The organism is Methylobacterium sp. WL1 (assembly GCF_008000895.1).
Taxonomy (GTDB): Bacteria; Pseudomonadota; Alphaproteobacteria; order Rhizobiales; family Beijerinckiaceae; genus Methylobacterium.
The window spans coordinates 940,164-958,697 of sequence record NZ_CP042823.1 but is presented as its reverse complement, the minus strand read 5'-3'; the positions used below and the strand labels follow the sequence as shown (position 1 = coordinate 958,697).

Sequence of the window (18,534 nt, the reverse complement as noted above, 5' to 3'; positions counted from 1 at the left end):
GTGGCACCGCCCGACGCGCCCGCCGCCGGCGGGATGCCGGCGGCGGCGAACGGGGCGCGCATCCGGCCAGGCCCGGGACTATTACCGGGTCGAGTGCGCGGCCGGCCGAAGGCTCTGGCTGTACCGGGACGGGCCGCACGCCCCCGGCCGCCCGGCCGCCTGGTTCGTGCACGGGGTGTTCCCATGAGCGATCCCGCCTACGCCGAACTCGCCCTGACCACGAACTTCTCGTTTTTACGCGGCGCCTCGCATCCGCAGGAATACGTCGTGCAAGGCGCAGCCTACGGGCTCGCCGCGATCGGGGTCGCCGACCGCAACACCGTGGCCGGGGTGGTGCGGGCCCATGCGGCGGCCCAGGCCCTCGCGGCGGAGGGCGTGGCGATCCGTGTCCTGCCGGGCGTGCGCCTCGTCACCGAGGACGGGTTCGAGGCCGTGACCTATCCGGTGGACCGGCAGGCCTGGGGCCGCCTCTGCCGGTTGCTCACCCAGGGCAACCGGCGCAGCCGCAAGGGCGCGTGCCAGTTCTCCTTCGCCGAGATGCTGGAGGCCGCCGAGGGACAGATGTTCATCGCGATCCCGCCGGAGCCGGCGCCCGCGGCCCCGGACGGCTTCCTCGGGCGGCTCGAGGCCCTGGCTGCCGCCGCGTCCGGACCTGGCTCAGGGCGAGCCATGCGCGGCGGGGCGACGAGCGCCGCCGTCTCGGCCTCCTGGCCGAGCTGGGGGAGACCTACGGGGCGCCCATGGTCGCGATCTCGGATGCGCTCTACCACCATCCCGACCGGCGCCCGCTCCAGGACGTGGTGGCCTGCATCCGCGAACGCTGCCGGATCGGGGAGGCCGGCTATCGGCTGGAGGCCAACGCCGAGCGCCACCTGAAGCCGCCCTCCGAGATCGCCCGGCTGTTCGCCGACCATCCGGAGGCGCTCGCCCGCACGGTCGAGATCGCGCAGGCCTGCACCTTCTGCCTGTCGCAGCTGCACTACGAGTATCCCGACGAGCCGGTGCCCCCCGGGCGCACGGCCCAGGAATACCTGGAGGAGAAGACCTGGGAGCGGGCGCGCTGGCGCTATGCCGGCGCCGTCCCGGACTCGGTCGGGGCCACGCTCGGCGAGGAGCTGCGGCTCATCGCCAAGCTGGACTACGCCCGCTACTTCCTGACCCTGTTCGACGTGGTCGAGTTCGCCCGGAGCCGGGGGATCCTGTGCCAGGGGCGCGGCTCGGCGGCCAATTCCGCCGTGTGCTTCTGCCTGGGCATCACCGCGGTGGACCCGTCCAAGCACCGGCTGCTGTTCGCCCGGTTCATCTCCGAGAACCGGGGCGAGCCCCCCGACATCGACGTCGATTTCGAGCACGAGCGGCGGGAGGAGGTGATCCAGCACCTCTACCACCGCTACGGGCGGGAGCGTGCCGCCCTCTGCGCCACGGTGATCCACTACCGTCCGCGCATGGCGATCCGGGAGGTCGGCAAGGTCTTGGGGCTCACCGAGGACGTGACCGCGGCGATCGCCGACACGGTCTGGGGCTCCTGGGGCAAGGACGTGCCGGACAAGCACGTGCGCGAGGCCGGCCTCGACCCCGACAACCCGGTGCTCCGGCAGGCGCTCGACCTCGCGCACCAGCTGATCGGCTTCCCTCGCCACCTGTCGCAGCATGTCGGCGGCTTCATCCTGACCCGCGGGCGCCTCGACGAGACCGTGCCGGTGGGCAACGGCGCCATGGCGGACCGCACCTTCATCGAGTGGGACAAGGACGACATCGACGCGATCGGCCTGATGAAGGTCGACGTGCTGGCGCTCGGCATGCTGACCTGCCTCAAGCGCGGCCTCGATTTTCTGGAGACGGACCACGGCGTCTTCTACGAGACCCTGGCCGACCTGCCCCGGGAGGATCCCGACACCTACGCGATGCTGGCGAAGGCCGATTCCGTCGGCGTGTTCCAGGTCGAGAGCCGGGCGCAGATGTCGATGCTGCCCCGCCTCAAGCCGAAGGAATTCTACGACCTCGTCGTCCAGGTGGCGATCGTGCGCCCGGGCCCGATCCAGGGCGACATGGTCCATCCCTACCTGCGCCGGCGGTCGGGGCAGGAGCCGGTGGTCTATCCGTCGCCCGACCCCGCCCACGGCGATGCGGACGAGCTGAAGGAAGTCCTGAAAAAAACCTACGGCGTGCCGCTGTTCCAGGAGCACGCGATGCAGATCGCCATCACGGCGGCGGGCTTCACCCCGGCCGAGGCCGACGGCCTGCGCCGGGCGATGGCGACGTTCCGGCATGTCGGCACGATCGGCGGCTTCGAGCAGAAGTTCGTGGGCGGGATGACCCGCCGCGGCTACCCGGCGGATTTCGCCCAGCGCTGCTTCGCGCAGATCAAGGGGTTCTCTACCTACGGTTTCCCGGAGAGCCACGCGGCGAGCTTCGCGCTCCTGGTCTACGCCTCGGCCTGGATGAAGTGCCGGCACCCGGACGTGTTCCTGGCCGCGATCCTCAACGCCCAGCCGATGGGCTTCTACCAGCCGGCCCAGCTGGTGCGGGACGCCCGCGCCCACGGGGTCGAGGTGCGGGGCGTCTGCGTCAACGCCAGCGCCTGGGACTGCACCCTGGAGCCGGCCGGGGATCCGAAGCTGCACGCGGTGCGTCTCGGCCTGCGCCAGGTGAACGGCCTGCCCGAGGCCGCGATGCACCGGCTCGTCCGGCTTCGCGCCAACGGCTATGCCAGCATCGAGGGCCTGCAGGCGGCCCTCGCCTTGCCACGCAACGCCTTGGAGCGCCTGGCCGAGGCCGATGCGTTCCGGTCGCTCGGCCTCGATCGGCGCGCCGCCCTGTGGATGGTGCGGACCCTCGAGGGCACCTCGGCCCGGAGGGCGGCCAAGGCGGACGGCACCGAGCGGCGCGGCCACCTCCTCGACGCGCCGCTGCCGCTGTTCGCCTGGCACGCCGACGACGGCCTGTTCCGGCACGAGCCGAACGTGGACCTGCCCTCGCTGCCCCTGTCCGAGGCGGTGGCCGAGGATTACGCCGCCACCGGCCTGTCCCTGCAGGGGCACCCGGTCGCGTTCTTCCGGGGCCGGCTCGCCCGGATCGGCGCGATCCCGGCCCGGGCCCATCAGGATCCGGCCCTGCCCCAGGGCGCCCGGGTCACGGTGGCGGGCCTGGTGCTGATCCGCCAGCGGCCGGGCACCGCCAAGGGCGTGGTGTTCCTGACCCTGGAGGACGAGACCGGCATCGCCAACGTGATCATCTGGAAGACGGTGTTCGAGGCGAACCGCCGGGCCGCCATGCAGGCCCGTTTCCTCGCCGTGCGCGGCCGGGTGCAGCGAGCCGAGGGGGTGGTCCACTTGGTCGCCGAGGGATTTCGCGATCTGACGGAATCCCTGCGCGACCTGCGCGCCGCCGGGATGAAGCTGCCCCCCGAGACCACCGATTTCGGGGCGCCTCAGGACCGGCGGGCGTATCCGAGCCGGGATTTCCATTGAGCGTTCGACCGGGGACGCCCGCCGCGAACGCGTGCGCAGCGACGCGACCGAGCGGCGGATGACAGACGCTTGGCAGCGCCTGCCGGCGACCCGATCGAGGCGTACACGGTGCTCCTAGGATCTGCCGAAAAGCGGATAGGGGCCCCGATCAGCCTCGACCAAGTGGACCCGCATCGAGTTGTTCGAGGATCCGCGTCAGCGTCGCACGATTGTTTTTATCGTCTGCGTTTTCGAGCGCATCTTCCAACACGAGACGGATATCCTCGGCCTCGACTTTCTCCATGTCCCAGTTCGGGTAAAGACGCTCTCGTTCTTCTTCGCTCTGGCTCAGCGAAACGATGTCGTGATGCCGCTTGTCGCGATGCAAAATCGCGATCAGGTTCTGGATCTTGGCGGCCGGCCCCTCGATCCACTGGAAGAAGACGCCGCTGCCGAAAACCAGCACCCCGGTGATGCCGTGTTCGAAATTGTTGCGCTGGGCCGTCTCGACGATGCGGCAGACTTCGGCGTCGTCAACGCCCTCGGCGGCACGACTGCAATAGACAAAATGGTAGAGTTTGGGCAGCGCAGCTTCGTCTAACTCGACGCCGCGCGGGATGCCGTATTCGTCGAACATGAGTAAGCTCGCTTGATGTGTGACACTGTAATCAAGCCGCGACCTCAATCGGACCCGCGCCCGCATATGCGGGGCGGCGCCGGTCCAATCCGGTCGAGACTCATACGTTGCGGATCGCTCAGCGGTTCATGAGTCGCGAAGCGCGTCGCCGCGTTCGGCCGCAAGCCGCTCGAAGACTTTCAATGCTTGCACAGGAGTGGCCCGGTCTATCGCGCCGTTCGCGACTTCAGCTTGTGACCACATCCAAGATCGGGCCGGATCGTCACGCATGGCCCAGCGCGGGAATAATCGGTCCGTCACAGTGTGATAGGACAATCGCCTGATCTCCAAATGCCGGTCGTCCCGCAAGATCCGAGCATACGTGTCATCCAGCGCTTCGGCCGAGCCCTCCAACAACTGCATGTAGACATCGGCCCTACAGATGAGGGCGCCAGTGATCCCATCTCGCGCGTTGCATCGCCGCGATTGCGATAGGATGCCGTTGAGCATCGCTTGGTCAAACCCAAAGGGGCGTGAGGCATAGATGAGCTGAACGACAGACATGGCTGCTGGATCCTATCGGGCCGTCGGATTGGTTCGGATCGGTAGAGAGATCTACGTTCGGTCGTTCGCAGGCTCGAAGGCGGATGTGAGCAATCTCTGCGCGAGCAGAACCGCGGTGGGTGCATCGACCGCCGAGGCATCGGCGCCGACCCGTTCGACGTATTCGGGATGCTCCAGGAAGACGGGTCCCCCGACCATGACGCCGATCGAGGGGTTGAGCGACGCCCGTCGTACCGCCTGGATCGAGGCGGCGAGTTGATCGAGATGGCTCTCCCGGCTCAGCGTCAGACCCACGACGCCGAACCGCTCCGAAGCGACGAGATCGGCGATCTCCTGGGGGCTGGAGGCAAGCCCGCTATCCGCATGCCAGCCGGCCTTCCGCATGAACTGTTCGACGATGGCCAAGCCGAAGGTGTGAAGTTCGCCCGGTGCTCCCATCAGGAGGATGCGGCGCCCGCTATCGTAGGGCGCGACGCCTCCGTCCGTGCGGAACGTGGCCAACAGGAACTGGAGTTGGGCGAGGCCGGCCGTGACCTCGATGAAGTCGCACAGATCGTCGTCCCACATGCGCCCCAGCAGGGCCGCCGAAGGTGCCAACAGGTCGAGGAACAGGTCGTCGACGGAATATCCCTTGGCCGTCAGGGCGGTGAAGGCGTCCATGAGGGCCGTGACGTCGTGCCCGAGGATCAGGTCCGTGAAGCCCGCGACCGTTTCCGCTTCCAGCTTCGGCAGGACGTCCGACCGGACCTCCCTCTCGCCGCGATCGACCAGCATCATCCGCGGGATGATGTCCGTCTGAACGATGCGGCCAAGCGCTAGGGTCCGGTGCCGTGCCTCGTCGACGGATCTTCGTCGTGCATAATCCTCCCGGGCATACGCCGCTTCGGCGATCCCCTCCGTGATCAGATCGGCCCACTCTCGGTGGGTTGATCCCTGATCCAGCATTGCCTCCTCCCCATGGTCCGGGGTTGGCATCCCCGTTTGTTATTGACCGTCGTCGGCGAGTACGGGGCGCAGGAGAGACGCAAATGCGCGCGTTGTAAAGGAGACGACTCTCCTACCGCGCTCGCCCGATATCAGCAGTTTACGGCGGGCAGAGAAGTACAGCCGTCAGGCGGGAGATACAGGTCTTCGAACGTCCGCCCCTCGTCGACCGCAGCCTCGGGCGGACCGACTGCTCCCCAGCCGTTGTAGACGGCACCAAACGTCGGATCCCGTCTCGGCGCATGAAGACGCAGACCCATCGACCGCCACGCCGCCCTTGACAATGTTCCTATTTTGTGCTCATTAGCCGTCACCTGTCCTTCGGCGGTGTGGGGGTGACTCCACGGCGCTCCTCGGGGGTCCGTCCGGTGGCTGACCGGCGGGCTCGGGGGATGGGGCGATGCCCGCGTCGGTGGCTCTCAGCCGCCATCGCCCCGGGCGGCGTGCCGATGCAGGGCGTGTCTCGGATACGGGCGTGAAGATCGGGCGGTAGTCTGCCCGGCGGGGTGCGGAAATGCCCCCGCGGCGACCCGGATCTGGGCGTGACCCTCAGAAACCTGCGGACCCGCCCACTACGAGGCGGATGTCGGGTGGAAGGCCACGGCGGTGATGCGGGTTCCGGGGGCGTCTCGGCTGCGATTGCGGCTTGGGCGCCATGGGCAGTGACCGCTAACACGGAGTCGCGGGGATCGGGGCGTCGCACAGACATCGCGACGAGACAGACGGCACCGGCCGGGGACCATGCCCGGCCGATGCCGCGGGTCGCCGCGGGGATCGGATCCCGCGCGTAACTTGGCCGACACCTGGGTTCCCGCGGCGTCCCGCGTCCAGCGTGCTGAATCTTCTTGGGCCATGCCCCCGGCGCACCAAGCGCGCGGGGACGATGAAGCCTGTCGGGAGATCGCGTGGCCGGCGCGCCCGCAAAACCGGACCGGGGCCCACCCGTGCGGCATCCTGTCTGGTCGATTCCAGAATCAAAGTGAGACTGGGCTGAACCCAATCTTCTGATTGGCCGTTGAGCGTTCGGCACTGCGACCGCGCAGGCCCAGCCAATTGCCGGAGGTCACGAACGCCGGGCATGAAAGAGTCGATTCGATGGAACAGCCCGACGCTTGGCATCTGACGGACCGGCTCGATGCCGAACACGGCAAGGGCGATCCGTTCGCCGCCGCGGTCCGTGCCACGCGGATGGCGATGATCGTGACCAATCCGCGCCTGCCCGACAACCCGATCGTCTTCGCCAACGACGCGTTCCTGCGGATGAGCGGCTATGACCGCCAGGATGTGCTCGGCCGCAACTGCCGCTTCCTCCAGGGGCCCGACACCGACCGGGGCGCCGTGGCGCTGATCCGGGAGGCCGTGGCGGCCCAGCGCGACATCGCGATCGACGTCCTGAACTATCGCAAGGACGGGGCGCCGTTCTGGAACGCCCTGTATCTCAGCCCCGTCGCCAACGAGGCCGGCGAGGTGCTGTTCTTCTTCGCCTCGCAGCTCGACGTCACCGATCGCGTCGACGCGCACCTGCAGGTGCAGAAGGAGAAGGACCATTTCGAGGCCGAGGTCGCCCGCCGGACCCGCGACCTCACCGAGGCCCTGGCCACGCAGACCATGCTGGTCCACGAGGTCGATCATCGGGTCAAGAACAACCTCCAGATGATCGCGGCCCTCCTGGCCATGCAGACGCGGGCGATCACCGATCCCGCCGCCCGCGCCGCGATGGAATCCATGCTGACCCGGGTGGAGGCCCTCGGCACGGTCCACCGCAGGCTCTACCAGTCCAACAACGTCGAGCGGTTCGACGTGGCCGAGTTCGCCCGCGACCTCGCCACCGACCTGATCCGCGGTTCCGGGACCGACCGGATCCGCCTGCACCTGGATCTGGAAACCGTGGAGATCCCGGTGACAAAGGCCCCGCCGGTGGCCCTGATGATGAACGAGCTGATCACCAACGCCCTCAAGCACGCCTTCCCGGACCACCGCGCCGGCCGGCTCTCCGTGACGGTGGCGCCGGACGACCGCCACTTCACCATCAAGATCGCCGACGACGGCGTCGGCATGCCCGTGCAGGTCATGGAGCAGCGCTCGTTCGGCAAGCGGCTGATCGGCACCCTCTGCCGCCAGCTCAATGCCAGCATCGCCTGGCAGGCGAACGACCCGGGCACGATCGTCAACGTTCGCCTGCCCCGCGAATTGGCTACCGGTCCGGAGGCCAGATGAGCGAGCCGATGCGAATCCTCGTCGTCGAGGACGAGGCCCTGATCCTGATGCAGATCGAGATGATGCTGGAGGAGGCCGGCTATCGCGTCGTGGGCACCGCCATGACGGCGGCAGAGGCGATCGCCCTCGTCCACGAAACCCGGCCCGAACTGGTGCTGATCGACCTGCGCCTCGGCGATGATTCCTCGGGCGTGGACGTGGCGCACGCGGTGCGCGCCATCGGCGGCATCACGGCCGCCTTCATGACCGCCAACGCCCGGGCCCTCTCGGACGATCTGGAGGGCGCCACGGCGGTGATCGCCAAGCCGTTCACCGGAGCGGTCCTGGAGGAATCCCTGGCCTACCTCGAGGATTGCGTCCGCCGGCCGCCGCCGGCCGAGCTGGTGCCGACCGGGATGCGCCTCGCCCCGGCCCTGCTCAAGAGCTTCGCCCAGATGCGGCAGTGAACGCCGCCCTCGACACCTCCGGCCCGGCGCGTAGAGTGCCGGCCATGTCAAGCTTCCGCGTCGCCCGCCCGCTCCTGGTCACATTCCTCGCGGCCCTGGCCGGCCTGCCCCTCGCCGCCCGGGCGGAGCCGTGTGACGACCTCGCCCAGCAGATCGCCGGGGCGATCGGCGGCAAGGTCGGCAAGCGCGCCGGGCCGAGCATCGACATCCGCCTGGCCGGTCCGATCAAGTTCGACGTGACCTGCCGGGCCGAGCCGATCGTGCAGGCGACCTCCGCGGAGCCCGCTCCCTCGGCGGCCTTCTTCCGCGACCTCGCGGCGGCCTCGGAGATCCTGGTCGGCGAGCCGGCCGCGCGGGTCGAGCCGATCATCGCCGACGCCTACCGGACCGCCCTGTCGGACCGCCGCAAGTCGTTCATCCAGCAGAACGGCTGGTCCGCCTCCTGCTACACCGATCCCGGCAGCAGCGCGATGCGCACCCTGTGCTCGGTGGGGCGCATCCCGCCGCGCTGATCAATACTCGATCACGTCCTCAAGCGCGTAATGCTTCACGGTCTTCCGGTTGGCGATCAGCTCGTCCACGGTCGGCTCGCCCTTGAGGGCCCGGGCGATGGCGAGCTTCGTCGCCTCGTAGTTGGTGCGGTACAGGTCCTTGCGGTCGAGGTTGTCGTCCTCCGCGCAGCGCGGGTCGAGCCAGATCATGATGATCATGCACAGCTCGTCGAGACCGTCCTTGGGCAGCACGCCCTCGATGATGCAATCCACGATCGCGTCGCCGGTGGCGGCCTGGACGACGCCGCCGAGCAGCTCGACATACTCGGCCGTGTGGATCGTCGCCTTGGTGGTCATCATCGTGGCGGGGCGCACGAGCTGGTTGAGGTCGCGCACCACGAACATCCGGGTGTGGCCCTGGACCTGCCCCATCATCGACGCGAAGGCCTGACCCACCGGCCCGCGGACCGAGCCGATCAGCACCTCGGGCATGGCGTCGGTGTACTGCCCGTCGGCGGCCAGGACGGTGGCCTCGCCGGTGCGGAACCAGATCTCTTGCATGTGTCGCGACTCCCCGTGTCAGGTCGCCCGGGGGAGACATCATCGAGGCGCCGGCGTCAATCGCTCCGGAGCAGGCCGACCCCGTCGAGGGCGCCGACCCCGGCGATCGCCACGGTCGGGCCGGCGCTCTTGAGGAACTCGGATCCGCGGGGCAGGGAAGTCGGGTGCGGCGCGACGCGGGAACAGTCCCGGGCCAGGGCCGTTCCGGCCGGAGCCTGCGGCGTTGTCTCGGGTCCGGCAGCCGGGAGGGATGTCATGACGGAGAGCACGGATCGGGGGGGCGGCTGGAGCCTCCAGGCGAGCGCCATGCCGGACGGGGTACGGCTCGAACTCGCCCTCGCCGACCTCGGCGGCGGCCCGGTCACCGCGGCGATCGTGCTGGACCGGGCGGAGGCCCGGGCCTTCGCCCGCGCCCTGCTGGCGGCGGCCGGCGATGCGGCCGAGCGCACCTTCCCAAAGCCGGGCGCCTGACCGGGCGGGCTCGGGGCCGGCGCGGGCGGCTCAGATCATTGTTGGATGAAGCCCGGATTGCGGCCCGGCAGGCGCGGCACCACCGTGCCCCGCTTCTCGATCGGCGCGTCGCAGGCGTAGGTGAATTCGCTCTTCTGCGGATCGAACACCGTCTCGCCGGTGATCCGGCAATCCTCCCGCACGGTCTCGTCGAGATAGGCGCGGGCGGCGGTGCGGAAGCGCTTCACCCGGGTCGCGGCCGGATCGGGATCGATCCGCACCTCGCTGAGATTGCAGCCGGTGTACTCGCGCAGGGCGTTCGAGACGACGAGCATCCGGCGCACCTGCCGGTTGTCGTAGACCTCGTAGGGCTCCTTGCAGCCGATGGTGACCACCTGCGGGGTGAGCGCCACGTAGTTGCGCGAGATATACGAGAACCCGGTGGTGCAGCCGGCCAGCGTCAAGCCGACGGCCCCGGCACCGATGGGCAGAAGAGCCGCGCGTCGCATCCTCGTCATCCCAAGCCCAATTCCAGCCCAGTCTCGAAGCCGCCGGGACGATCCGCCTGCCCCGCCGACCGGGTCAAGCACCTCGGCGCATTGAAACGGCGCCGCTTGCCCAGTCAATTCGTTTGTCGCCCGAGATGCCGTTCCAGGCGTCCGCGACCGGTCATCGCCCGACTCGGCGGTGGACGGCGCGCGTGACAGGCTTTGTTGCTGCGCCAGGGCGGCGGAACGATCCGACCGGGTGGCGGCGCCGTCAGTCCTCGAAGACGTCCCCGACCAGCCGGCGCACGAACTGGAACGCCTCCGTCGCCCCCGCGGCGACGCGTTGCTCCCCGGTCTCCCGGAGTTCGACCCGGTCGAGGGCGGCCGTGAAAAGCCGCCAATGCAACCCGCGTCCTTCGGGATGTCCGGCAAGATGGCGCGCACCGTGGGTTTCCGACAGGCCGAGCGCCCGGGCCTCCTTGAGCAGGATGGCCGCCCCGAGATTCGAGCCCTCGGCGACGTAGAGCCAGCCCAATCCCTGCGCCGGTTCGATCGTCCCGAAATGTTCCTCGGACGCGCCGTCAGGGACGGGCGCTCCGACATCGCGCAGATCCTGCTGGATCAGGGGCAGTCGGCGCCTGCCGTCGAGATCGGGCAGGACATGGGCGAACGCGCCATCGCGATAGACTCGATCGACGACCGCATGGAACCTGTACTGGATCTGGAGGAACAGCGCGTAGCGCTCCAGGCTCGCGAACGGCTTTGCCGCCATGATGCGCCGATCAAGCTGATCATGGGCGGCCGCGGTCGCCACTCTCAGGCGCTTCACGCGGCTGCAGGTCTCGGCGATGTCGGATGATGCGGCGTCCATGCGATCTATGTCTGTCGTCCGGGCAAGGTGCCGTGGGCAGACGTGAGCGGCCCGCCGCGCCACTCTGACCGTCCCAGCCTATGGACCATTCCGGCGATTCAGGTCACCGAGGCTGGCCCGGGATCGTGCCGATCCGGCCAGACCGGTTCTGCCATGGCGGCGCGACCGCGTCACGGCACACAACGGCCGCATCCGCACATCGCCGATCGATCAAGCTCAGCCGATCACGCTTGCGGAACACTTGCGGAACGTTTAACGTGTTCGTGATTTGTTTCCGCGACCGCATCGATGCGGTCCTCCAAGCCGCGAGTCCCCCGTCGATGCTCACGCGCAAGCAGCTGGACCTCCTGCGTTTCATCCAGAGCCGCATGCAGGAATGTGGCGTCCCGCCCTCGTTCGACGAGATGAAGGACGCCCTCGATCTGAAGTCCAAATCGGGCATCCACCGGCTGATCACGGCCCTCGAGGAGCGCGGCTTCCTGCGCCGCCTGCCGAACCGGGCGCGCGCCATCGAGGTGATCCGCATCCCCGAGAGCCTGTCCCAGGCGGCTGCTCCACCTGCGGAGCCCCGCCGCTTCACCCCGAGCGTGGTCGAGGGCGGGAAGTCCAAGCTGCCGGCGCAGCCGGCGACCGCCCGGATGATCGACGACGGCGGCCGCGCCATCTCGATCCCCGTGATGGGCCGGATCGCGGCCGGTACGCCGGTCTCGGCGATCCAGAACCAGAGCCACGCCATCACCATGTCGCCGGACTTCCTAGCCGGCGGCGAGCATTACGCCCTCGAGGTCCGCGGCGACTCGATGGTCGATGCCGGCATCCTGGACGGTGACCTCGTGGTGATCCGCAAGCAGGATACGGCCAATACCGGCGACATCATCGTGGCGCTGATCGACGACGAGGAGGCGACGCTCAAGCGCCTCCGCCGCCGGGGCTCCTCGATCGCCCTGGAGGCCGCCAACCCGGCCTACGAGACCCGCGTGCTCGGGCCCGACCGGGTCCAGATCCAGGGGCGGCTCGTCAGCCTCGTCCGCCGCTACTGAAGGGGTTCGGCCGGCGCGTCGCCGGGCGCGGCCTCGGAACCGGCGACGTCGGCCTCGGCCGGGATCGGCTCGGAGGGTGTTACCACTTTCGGTTGTGGGACAGGCGATGGCCGCGAAGCCGGTGATGCCCGCCAAGGCATGGTACGGCCCGTGTCGCGGGTATAGCGTGCCGTGAAGCCATCCCGGTCGGCCCGGAGCGCGACGGCGCCTCGTTCGGCGAGCACCCGGCGGTCGATCACCAGAGGCCCCGTGCAGATGGGCGGCGCCGCGAGCCGCGAGATCAGCAGGGCCGCCCGGGCGCAGTCCTCCGTGAAGGCGCGCCGGTCGCGGACCAGGGCGACGGCGCGGCCGTCCGGCAGGCTTGCGGTGCAGCCGAGCCGGTCGCACCGTCCGACAGCCGACGAAGCCTGGATCACCGCCTTCGCCGATCGCCCGTCGCCATCCGCTTTCAGCCACTGCTCCATCACGAAGGCCGAAGGATTGCCGAGGGCCCACAGGACTCCGTCCGGTCCACGCACGGCCGCACCACCGCCCTGCCGGTCGACGTACAAGTCAAATCGCTCCGGAACGACGGCGAGGCCGAGCCCGAGCAGGGCGGGCGGCAGGGCCAGCCAGCGCAGTCGCGATACCGGCAGCGTCGCCAGCAGCAGCCCGGCCGCCAGCAGCATCAGCGCGCCGGTGCCGAAGGCCGGCAGCACCAGGACGGCCCGATTGAAGCCGGCGATCCATTCGGAGATCGCCAGCATGCCGCCCACCGCCTGTCCCATCAGCCACCAGATCGGCCGGTCCAGGGCGAAGGGATAGGCCAGGATCCCGATCACCGCCGCCGGCATCACGACCAGGGAGACCAGCGGCAGGGTCAGGGCGTTGCCGATCAGGCCGAACGGCTGGACCGTCTGGAAATGGTAGGTCGCGAACGGCGCCGTCGCGACCTGTGCCACCAGGGTCGTCGCGAGGGTGCCTGTCACGGCCGAGAGGCCGGTGCCGACGAACCGCTCGATCCGCCCCGCCCCGGGACGCTGGAACAGGCGTCCGTCGATCAGCCGCGCGCAGGCGATCAGCCCGGCCACCGCCCCGAACGACATCTGGAAGCTCGGTCCGAGCAGGCCCTCGGGTTCCCGCGCCAATGCTATCAGGGCGGCCAGCGCGAGGTTGCGCATGGACAGCGCCGGCCGGTCGACCAGGATCGCGCCGAGCATGATCAGCGTCATGATCAGCGAGCGCTCGGCGGCGATGTCCCAGCCCGAGAACGCGCAATAGGCGGTGACGCCCAGCATCGCGAACCCGGCGGCGATCTTCTTGATCGGCCAGACCAGCGCGCAATACGGCACCAGCGCCAAGACGGCCCGCACCAGCCAGAACACCACGCCGGCGGCCAGCACCATGTGGAGGCCCGAGATGGAAACGACGTGATAGATGCCCGCCGCCCGGAGCGCATCGTTGGCGGCCGGTCCGATCAGGCCGCGCTTGCCCGTGACCAGGGCCGCCGCCACGGCCCCCGCTTGCCCGCCCTCGGCCTGCGCGATCCGGCGTGTCAGCGCGTTGCGGGCCTCGTCCAGCAAGGCTGCCAGTCGCAGGCGCAGAGGCGGCGGGGTGGGCGGCTCTCGAACCGTGATCGCCCCGATCAGCGAGCCTACCGCGCCGAGTCCCTGAAAGTAGGCATCCCGGGCGAAATCGTAGCCGCCCGGTCGTGCCGCCTCGGGCGGCGGCAGCAACCTTGCCGTCGCGACGATGAAGTCCCCGGGCCGCAGGGATGGCGCCTTCCGGAACGAGACCCGCACCCGAAGCGGCCTCAAAGCGGGTTCGAGCCCGGCGAAGCTCTCGACCCTGATCACCAGCCGGGCGCCGACCTCGCGCTCGTCCAGCCCCTCGATCATCCCGGTCAGCGGCCCGATTGTGGTGCGGGTGAGGATCGGCGCCGCCACCTGCGAGACCCGCCAGGTCGCCGCCGCGAAGCCCAGGAAGCCGGCTGTCAGCGCCAGGCAAAGGGCGAGTGCCCCCGGCCGCGCACCCAGGAACGGCGCCGGCGCGAGGGCGAGCGCCGCTCCGGCCAAGGGAGCGGCGAGGAACGGCGTCCCGTCGGCACACCCGAAGAAGACCAGGATCCCGGCGCCGAACGCCACCGCCAGCCACGGGAACAGGCGGCGCTGCTCGACCTCCCGGGTGAGCCCATCGGCGAGCCAGCCGCGGAGCGCCGGCATCGATACCGGGCGCGTGCCGGCCAGCGCCACCGCGCCGCCCGCCAGCCTCGCGCCGATCCGCCGCATCCGCCCCGCCCCGTGCCGGACGACCAAGTCCCGGCCGGGGATTCTTAACGCACCCGTCGGCCCGTGCTACAGCGGACGCTTCGTGCTACGGGCGCCACGCCGTGCGACGGGCGCCGCCCTGACGCCCTGCACCGCCCCGTCGCCCTTCGCCCCCGAACATATCGGCCCGATGTCCTCAGCCGTCGTCACGCGCTTCGCCCCCTCGCCCACCGGATACCTCCATATCGGCGGTGCCCGCACGGCGCTGTTCAATTGGCTGTACGCCCGCCACACCGGCGGCAAGATGCTGCTGCGCATCGAGGATACCGACCGGGAACGCTCGACCAAGGGCGCGATCGACGCGATCCTCGACGGCCTGTCCTGGCTCGGCCTCGATTGGGACGGGGACGTGGTCTTCCAGTTCGCCCGCGCCGAGCGCCATCGCGCGGTCGCCGAGGAGCTGCTGGCCGCCGGCCGCGCCTACCATTGCTACGCCTCCGCGGAGGAACTGACGCAGATGCGGGAGACCGCCCGAGCCGAGGGCCGGGCCCCGCGCTACGACGGGCGGTGGCGCGATCGCGACCCGTCCGAGGCTCCTGCCGGGGTCAGGCCGGTGATCCGGCTGCGAGCGCCCATCGAGGGCGAGACGGTGGTCGAGGATGCCGTGCAGGGGCGGGTGACCTGGGCCAACCGCGATCTCGACGACCTCGTCCTGCTGCGCTCGGACGGGACGCCGACCTACATGCTCGCCGTCGTGGTCGACGACCACGACATGGGCGTCACCCAGGTCATCCGCGGCGACGACCACCTCACCAACGCGGCCCGGCAGAGCCAGATCTTCTCTGCGCTCGGCTGGGACATCCCCAGGATGGCCCATATCCCGCTGATCCACGGCGCCGACGGGGCGAAGCTGTCGAAGCGCCACGGGGCGCTCGGGGTCGAGGCCTACCGCGACCTCGGCTACCTGCCGGAGGCGCTGCGCAACTACCTCGTGCGACTGGGCTGGAGCCACGGCGACCAGGAGGTGTTCTCCACCGACGAGATGATCACGGCCTTCGATCTCCGCGCAGTGGGGCGCTCGGCGGCGCGGTTCGACTTCGCCAAGCTCGCCAACCTCAACGGACTCTACATCCGAGGCAGCGCCGATGCGGATCTGGTCGCCGCGCTCGAGACGATCCTGCCGAACGTCGGCCCGGAGCGCGGCCTCCCGGCGACGCTCCAGCCAGCCCTCAAGGACCAGCTGATCCAGGCCATGCCGGGCCTGAAAGAGCGGGCCAAGACACTGATCGAACTGCTCGACAGCGCCTATTACCTCACCGCCCAGCGTCCCCTGGTGCTCGACGACAAGGCCCGGACGCTCCTGTCCGACGAGGGCCGGGCGCGTCTGGCTGGGGTGCTGCCGGATCTCCAGTCGCTGCCCGAGTGGAGCGCGGCGGCGACCGAGGGTGCGGTGCGTCAGTATGCGGAGACAGCCGGGTGCAAGCTTGGGCAGGTGGCCCAGCCCCTGCGGGCCGCACTCACCGGCCGCACCACCTCCCCGCCCCTGTTCGACGTGATGGCGGTGCTCGGACGATCCGAGACCCTGGCGCGCCTCGCCGATCAGGTGCCGCAGGGCTGAGCGGGCGGGAAGGAACTGCGCGCCTCGGCCCGGATTTCGCTTGGTACTGGATTTTGCTTGGCGATGGCGGTCGGTTGTCACCGACCCCGTTGCTGCTGCACTGCCGTTTGGGTAACCCATGGCCTGTGAGCACCCGCAACATGACGCGCGGCGTGCTCCGGCCCCGGGGTCGACTCGGGCAGCCCGAGGCCGGCATCCGCCACGTCGCCAGAGAAGGGTCCACGTTCCATGAGCGCATCCAGCACCATCACCGTGGACGGCAAGGAGATCGAACTGCCGGTCAAGTCCGGCACGATCGGCCCGGACGTCATCGACATCGGCAAGCTCTACGCCAAGACCGGCGCCTTCACCTTCGATCCGGGCTTCACCTCGACGGCCTCGTGCGAATCGAAGATCACCTACATCGACGGCGATGAGGGCGTGCTGCTCTATCGCGGCTACCCGATCGAGCAACTCGCCGAGAAGGGCGACTTCCTCGAGACCTGCTACCTGATGCTGTTCGGTACGCTGCCGACCGCCGCCCAGAAGGCCGATTTCGACTATCGGGTCACGCGCCACACCATGGTGCACGACCAGATGAACCGGTTCTTCACCGGCTTCCGGCGTGACGCCCACCCCATGGCCGTGATGGTCGCCTCCGTCGGCGCGCTCTCGGCCTTCTACCACGACTCGACCGACATCACCGACGAGAGCCAGCGGCTGATCGCGTCGATCCGCATGATCGCCAAGATGCCGACGCTGGCCGCGATGGCCTACAAGTACTCTATCGGCCAGCCCTTCGTGTATCCGAAGAACGATCTGGACTATACCTCGAACTTCCTGCGGATGTGTTACGCGGTTCCGTGCGAGGATTACGAAGTCAATCCGGTCTTCGCGAAAGCACTCGACAAGATCTTCATCCTGCACGCCGACCACGAGCAGAACGCCTCGACCTCGACCGTGCGGCTCGCCGGTTCGTCCGGCGCGAACCCGTTCGCCTGCATCGCGGCCGGCATCGCGTGCCTATGGGGGCCGGCCCATGGCGGCGCCAACGAGGCGGCGCTGAAGATGCTGATGGAGATTGGCACGCCCGAGAACGTCGGCAAGTACGTCGCGAAGGCCAAGGACAAGAACGACCCGTTCCGCCTCATGGGCTTCGGCCACCGGGTCTATAAGAACTACGATCCGCGCGCCCGGATCATGCAGAGCACCACGCACCAGGTCCTCAAGGAACTCGGCAAGACGGAGGATCCGCTGCTCCACGTCGCCATGGAACTGGAGCAGATCGCCCTCAAGGACGAGTACTTCATCGAGAAGAAGCTCTACCCGAACATCGATTTCTATTCGGGCATCACGCTCAAGGCGATGGGTTTCCCGACCGACATGTTCACTGTGCTGTTCGCGGTGGCGCGCACCGTCGGCTGGATCGCCCAATGGGCCGAGATGATCGAGGACCCGATGCAGAAGATCGGCCGTCCGCGCCAGCTCTATGTCGGCCCGGCGCAGCGCGACTACGTGCCGGTCGACGAGCGCGGCTGAGCCGAGCCATCGAACCCGAAGCGACACCGGGGGCGGCCGAAGGGCCGCCCCTCTCGCTTTGGCCGGTCCTGGTCAGCGGGGCGGTCGTCACGCTCCGCATCCCTTGTCGGCAACCCTATGATTGGCCGTCGATCCGCGCCTTCCTGGCGAAGCGAGCCATCCTTGGGGTCGAAGCGGCCGAGCCCGGCGCGCAATCCTACGCGCGCACGGTCTGCATCGGCGGACGGCCCGGCATCGTCGCGGTCGCGTTCGGCGATGCCGGCCTGGACGCGACGCTCCAGGGCCTCGACGTCACGTCCGGGATTGAGGTCGCCGAGCGCCTCCGCCGCCTGTTCGATTGCGACGCCGATCCGGCCGCGATCGCGGCCTGCCTGTCCCGAGACCCTACCCTGGCCGGACTCGTGGCGGCCCGGCCAGGATTGCGGCTGCCCGGCGCGTGGGACCCGTTCGAGACCGGATGCCGGGCGATCCTCGGCCAGCAGGTCTCGGTTCAGGCCGCGATCCGGCTCGCCGGAAAGCTGGTCGCCGCATTCGGGACGCCGCTGGCAGAGCCGGCGGGCAGCCTGACCCATGTCTTTCCGACGCCGCTTCAACTGGTCGAGGCCGACGTGGCGCTCGCGCTGAACATGCCCCGCGCCCGCGGCGCAGCGATCCGGGCGCTGGCGGCCGCCGCGCTCGCGAACCCGGACCTGTTCGCCCCGGCCGGGACCCTGGAGGATGCGGTGCTGCGCTTCACGGCGATCCGCGGGATCGGCCCCTGGACCGCGCAGTACATCGCCATGCGGGCGCTCAAGCTGCCGGACGCCCTGCCGGTGGGCGACATTGGCCTTCTCCGCGCCCTCGAGACCGCCACCGGCCGTCCCAGCCCGGCCGCACTCCTCGCCCGGGCCGAGGCATGGCGCCCGTTCAGAGCCTACGCGGCCCAGCATCTCTGGGCCGCCGACGAGGCTTTTGTGCGCGAGCGGTAATGCTGCC

Annotated in this window: 16 protein-coding genes and 1 pseudogene; 9 read left to right on the top strand and 8 right to left on the bottom strand. The window is 69.5% G+C overall.

The genetic code is table 11. The features are described from left to right. The first annotated feature begins 183 nt into the window (after positions 1-183). Positions 184-3,470 (top strand): annotated as a pseudogene (locus FVA80_RS05005) (error-prone DNA polymerase). Between the two features lie 148 nt (positions 3,471-3,618). Here the strand turns inward: FVA80_RS05005 and FVA80_RS05000 are convergent. The 3 genes from FVA80_RS05000 to FVA80_RS04990 all read right to left on the bottom strand — a co-directional run bounded on the left by FVA80_RS05000 (position 3,619) and on the right by FVA80_RS04990 (position 5,574). Continuing rightward, positions 3,619-4,086, bottom strand: a complete 468-nt coding sequence (locus FVA80_RS05000; RefSeq protein WP_147910606.1) for a BLUF domain-containing protein — start codon at positions 4,084-4,086, stop codon at positions 3,619-3,621. A gap of 126 nt (positions 4,087-4,212) precedes the next feature. Then, positions 4,213-4,629 (bottom strand): BLUF domain-containing protein, encoded by a 417-nt coding sequence (locus FVA80_RS04995; protein ID WP_147910605.1) that lies wholly within the window; start codon positions 4,627-4,629, stop codon positions 4,213-4,215. Between the two features lie 51 nt (positions 4,630-4,680). After that, on the bottom strand, positions 4,681-5,574 hold the full coding sequence (locus tag FVA80_RS04990) for a cobalamin B12-binding domain-containing protein (RefSeq protein WP_147910604.1): 894 nt from the start codon (positions 5,572-5,574) through the stop codon (positions 4,681-4,683). Positions 5,575-6,708: 1,134 nt separating this feature from the next. Between FVA80_RS04990 and FVA80_RS04985 the strand changes: the two genes are divergently transcribed. Genes FVA80_RS04985 through FVA80_RS04975 form a run of 3 tightly spaced genes read left to right on the top strand, consistent with a single transcriptional unit; the run spans position 6,709 to position 8,788 of the window. Further along, positions 6,709-7,830 carry a histidine kinase dimerization/phosphoacceptor domain -containing protein gene (locus tag FVA80_RS04985; protein ID WP_147909323.1) on the top strand — a complete coding sequence of 374 codons (1,122 nt, stop codon included), beginning with the start codon at positions 6,709-6,711 and terminating at the stop codon, positions 7,828-7,830. Beyond that, on the top strand, positions 7,827-8,276 hold the full coding sequence (locus FVA80_RS04980) for a response regulator (protein WP_147909322.1): 450 nt from the start codon (positions 7,827-7,829) through the stop codon (positions 8,274-8,276). The genes FVA80_RS04985 and FVA80_RS04980 overlap by 4 nt, the downstream gene beginning before the upstream one ends. Before the next feature lie 44 nt (positions 8,277-8,320). Next, entirely contained in the window at positions 8,321-8,788 is a 468-nt protein-coding gene (locus tag FVA80_RS04975) for a hypothetical protein (RefSeq protein WP_147909321.1), read from the top strand. On the opposite strand, the gene fae is transcribed toward FVA80_RS04975, so the two are convergent. Beyond that, positions 8,789-9,328 (bottom strand): formaldehyde-activating enzyme, encoded by a 540-nt coding sequence (fae, locus tag FVA80_RS04970; protein WP_147909320.1) that lies wholly within the window; start codon positions 9,326-9,328, stop codon positions 8,789-8,791. A gap of 56 nt (positions 9,329-9,384) precedes the next feature. After that, positions 9,385-9,585 (bottom strand): hypothetical protein, encoded by a 201-nt coding sequence (locus tag FVA80_RS04965; protein ID WP_147909319.1) that lies wholly within the window; start codon positions 9,583-9,585, stop codon positions 9,385-9,387. Between FVA80_RS04965 and FVA80_RS04960 the strand changes: the two genes are divergently transcribed. Next, positions 9,584-9,799 (top strand): hypothetical protein, encoded by a 216-nt coding sequence (locus FVA80_RS04960; RefSeq protein ID WP_147909318.1) that lies wholly within the window; start codon positions 9,584-9,586, stop codon positions 9,797-9,799. The genes FVA80_RS04965 and FVA80_RS04960 overlap by 2 nt on opposite strands. Positions 9,800-9,834: 35 nt before the next feature. Here the strand turns inward: FVA80_RS04960 and FVA80_RS04955 are convergent, their stop codons facing one another. Together FVA80_RS04955 and FVA80_RS04950 are read right to left on the bottom strand one after the other, a co-directional pair. Beyond that, positions 9,835-10,287: a hypothetical protein gene (locus FVA80_RS04955; RefSeq protein WP_147909317.1), complete on the bottom strand. Its 453-nt coding sequence runs from the start codon at positions 10,285-10,287 to the stop codon at positions 9,835-9,837. Between the two features lie 250 nt (positions 10,288-10,537). Continuing rightward, positions 10,538-11,137: a biliverdin-producing heme oxygenase gene (locus FVA80_RS04950; protein WP_147909316.1), complete on the bottom strand. Its 600-nt coding sequence runs from the start codon at positions 11,135-11,137 to the stop codon at positions 10,538-10,540. 320 nt (positions 11,138-11,457) lie between these two features. Between FVA80_RS04950 and lexA the strand changes: the two genes are divergently transcribed. Continuing rightward, positions 11,458-12,177: a transcriptional repressor LexA gene (lexA, locus tag FVA80_RS04945; protein WP_147909315.1), complete on the top strand. Its 720-nt coding sequence runs from the start codon at positions 11,458-11,460 to the stop codon at positions 12,175-12,177. Here the strand turns inward: lexA and FVA80_RS04940 are convergent. Then, positions 12,171-14,444 (bottom strand): ComEC/Rec2 family competence protein, encoded by a 2,274-nt coding sequence (locus tag FVA80_RS04940; RefSeq protein ID WP_147909314.1) that lies wholly within the window; start codon positions 14,442-14,444, stop codon positions 12,171-12,173. The two genes, lexA and FVA80_RS04940, sit on opposite strands and share 7 nt — an antisense overlap. 169 nt (positions 14,445-14,613) lie before the next feature. Between FVA80_RS04940 and gltX the strand changes: the two genes are divergently transcribed. The 3 genes from gltX (at position 14,614) to FVA80_RS04925 (ending at position 18,527) form a co-directional block, all read left to right on the top strand. Further along, the gene (gene gltX / locus FVA80_RS04935) at positions 14,614-16,041 is read left to right on the top strand and encodes a glutamate--tRNA ligase (protein ID WP_147909313.1); all 1,428 of its coding nucleotides are present in this window, start codon (positions 14,614-14,616) and stop codon (positions 16,039-16,041) included. A gap of 228 nt (positions 16,042-16,269) precedes the next feature. Then, a complete protein-coding gene (gene gltA / locus FVA80_RS04930) occupies positions 16,270-17,559 on the top strand; it encodes a citrate synthase (RefSeq protein WP_147909312.1) in 1,290 nt (429 codons plus the stop codon). Continuing rightward, a complete protein-coding gene (locus tag FVA80_RS04925) occupies positions 17,454-18,527 on the top strand; it encodes an AlkA N-terminal domain-containing protein (RefSeq protein ID WP_246692267.1) in 1,074 nt (357 codons plus the stop codon). The genes gltA and FVA80_RS04925 overlap by 106 nt, the downstream gene beginning before the upstream one ends. Positions 18,528-18,534 lie beyond the last annotated feature (7 nt).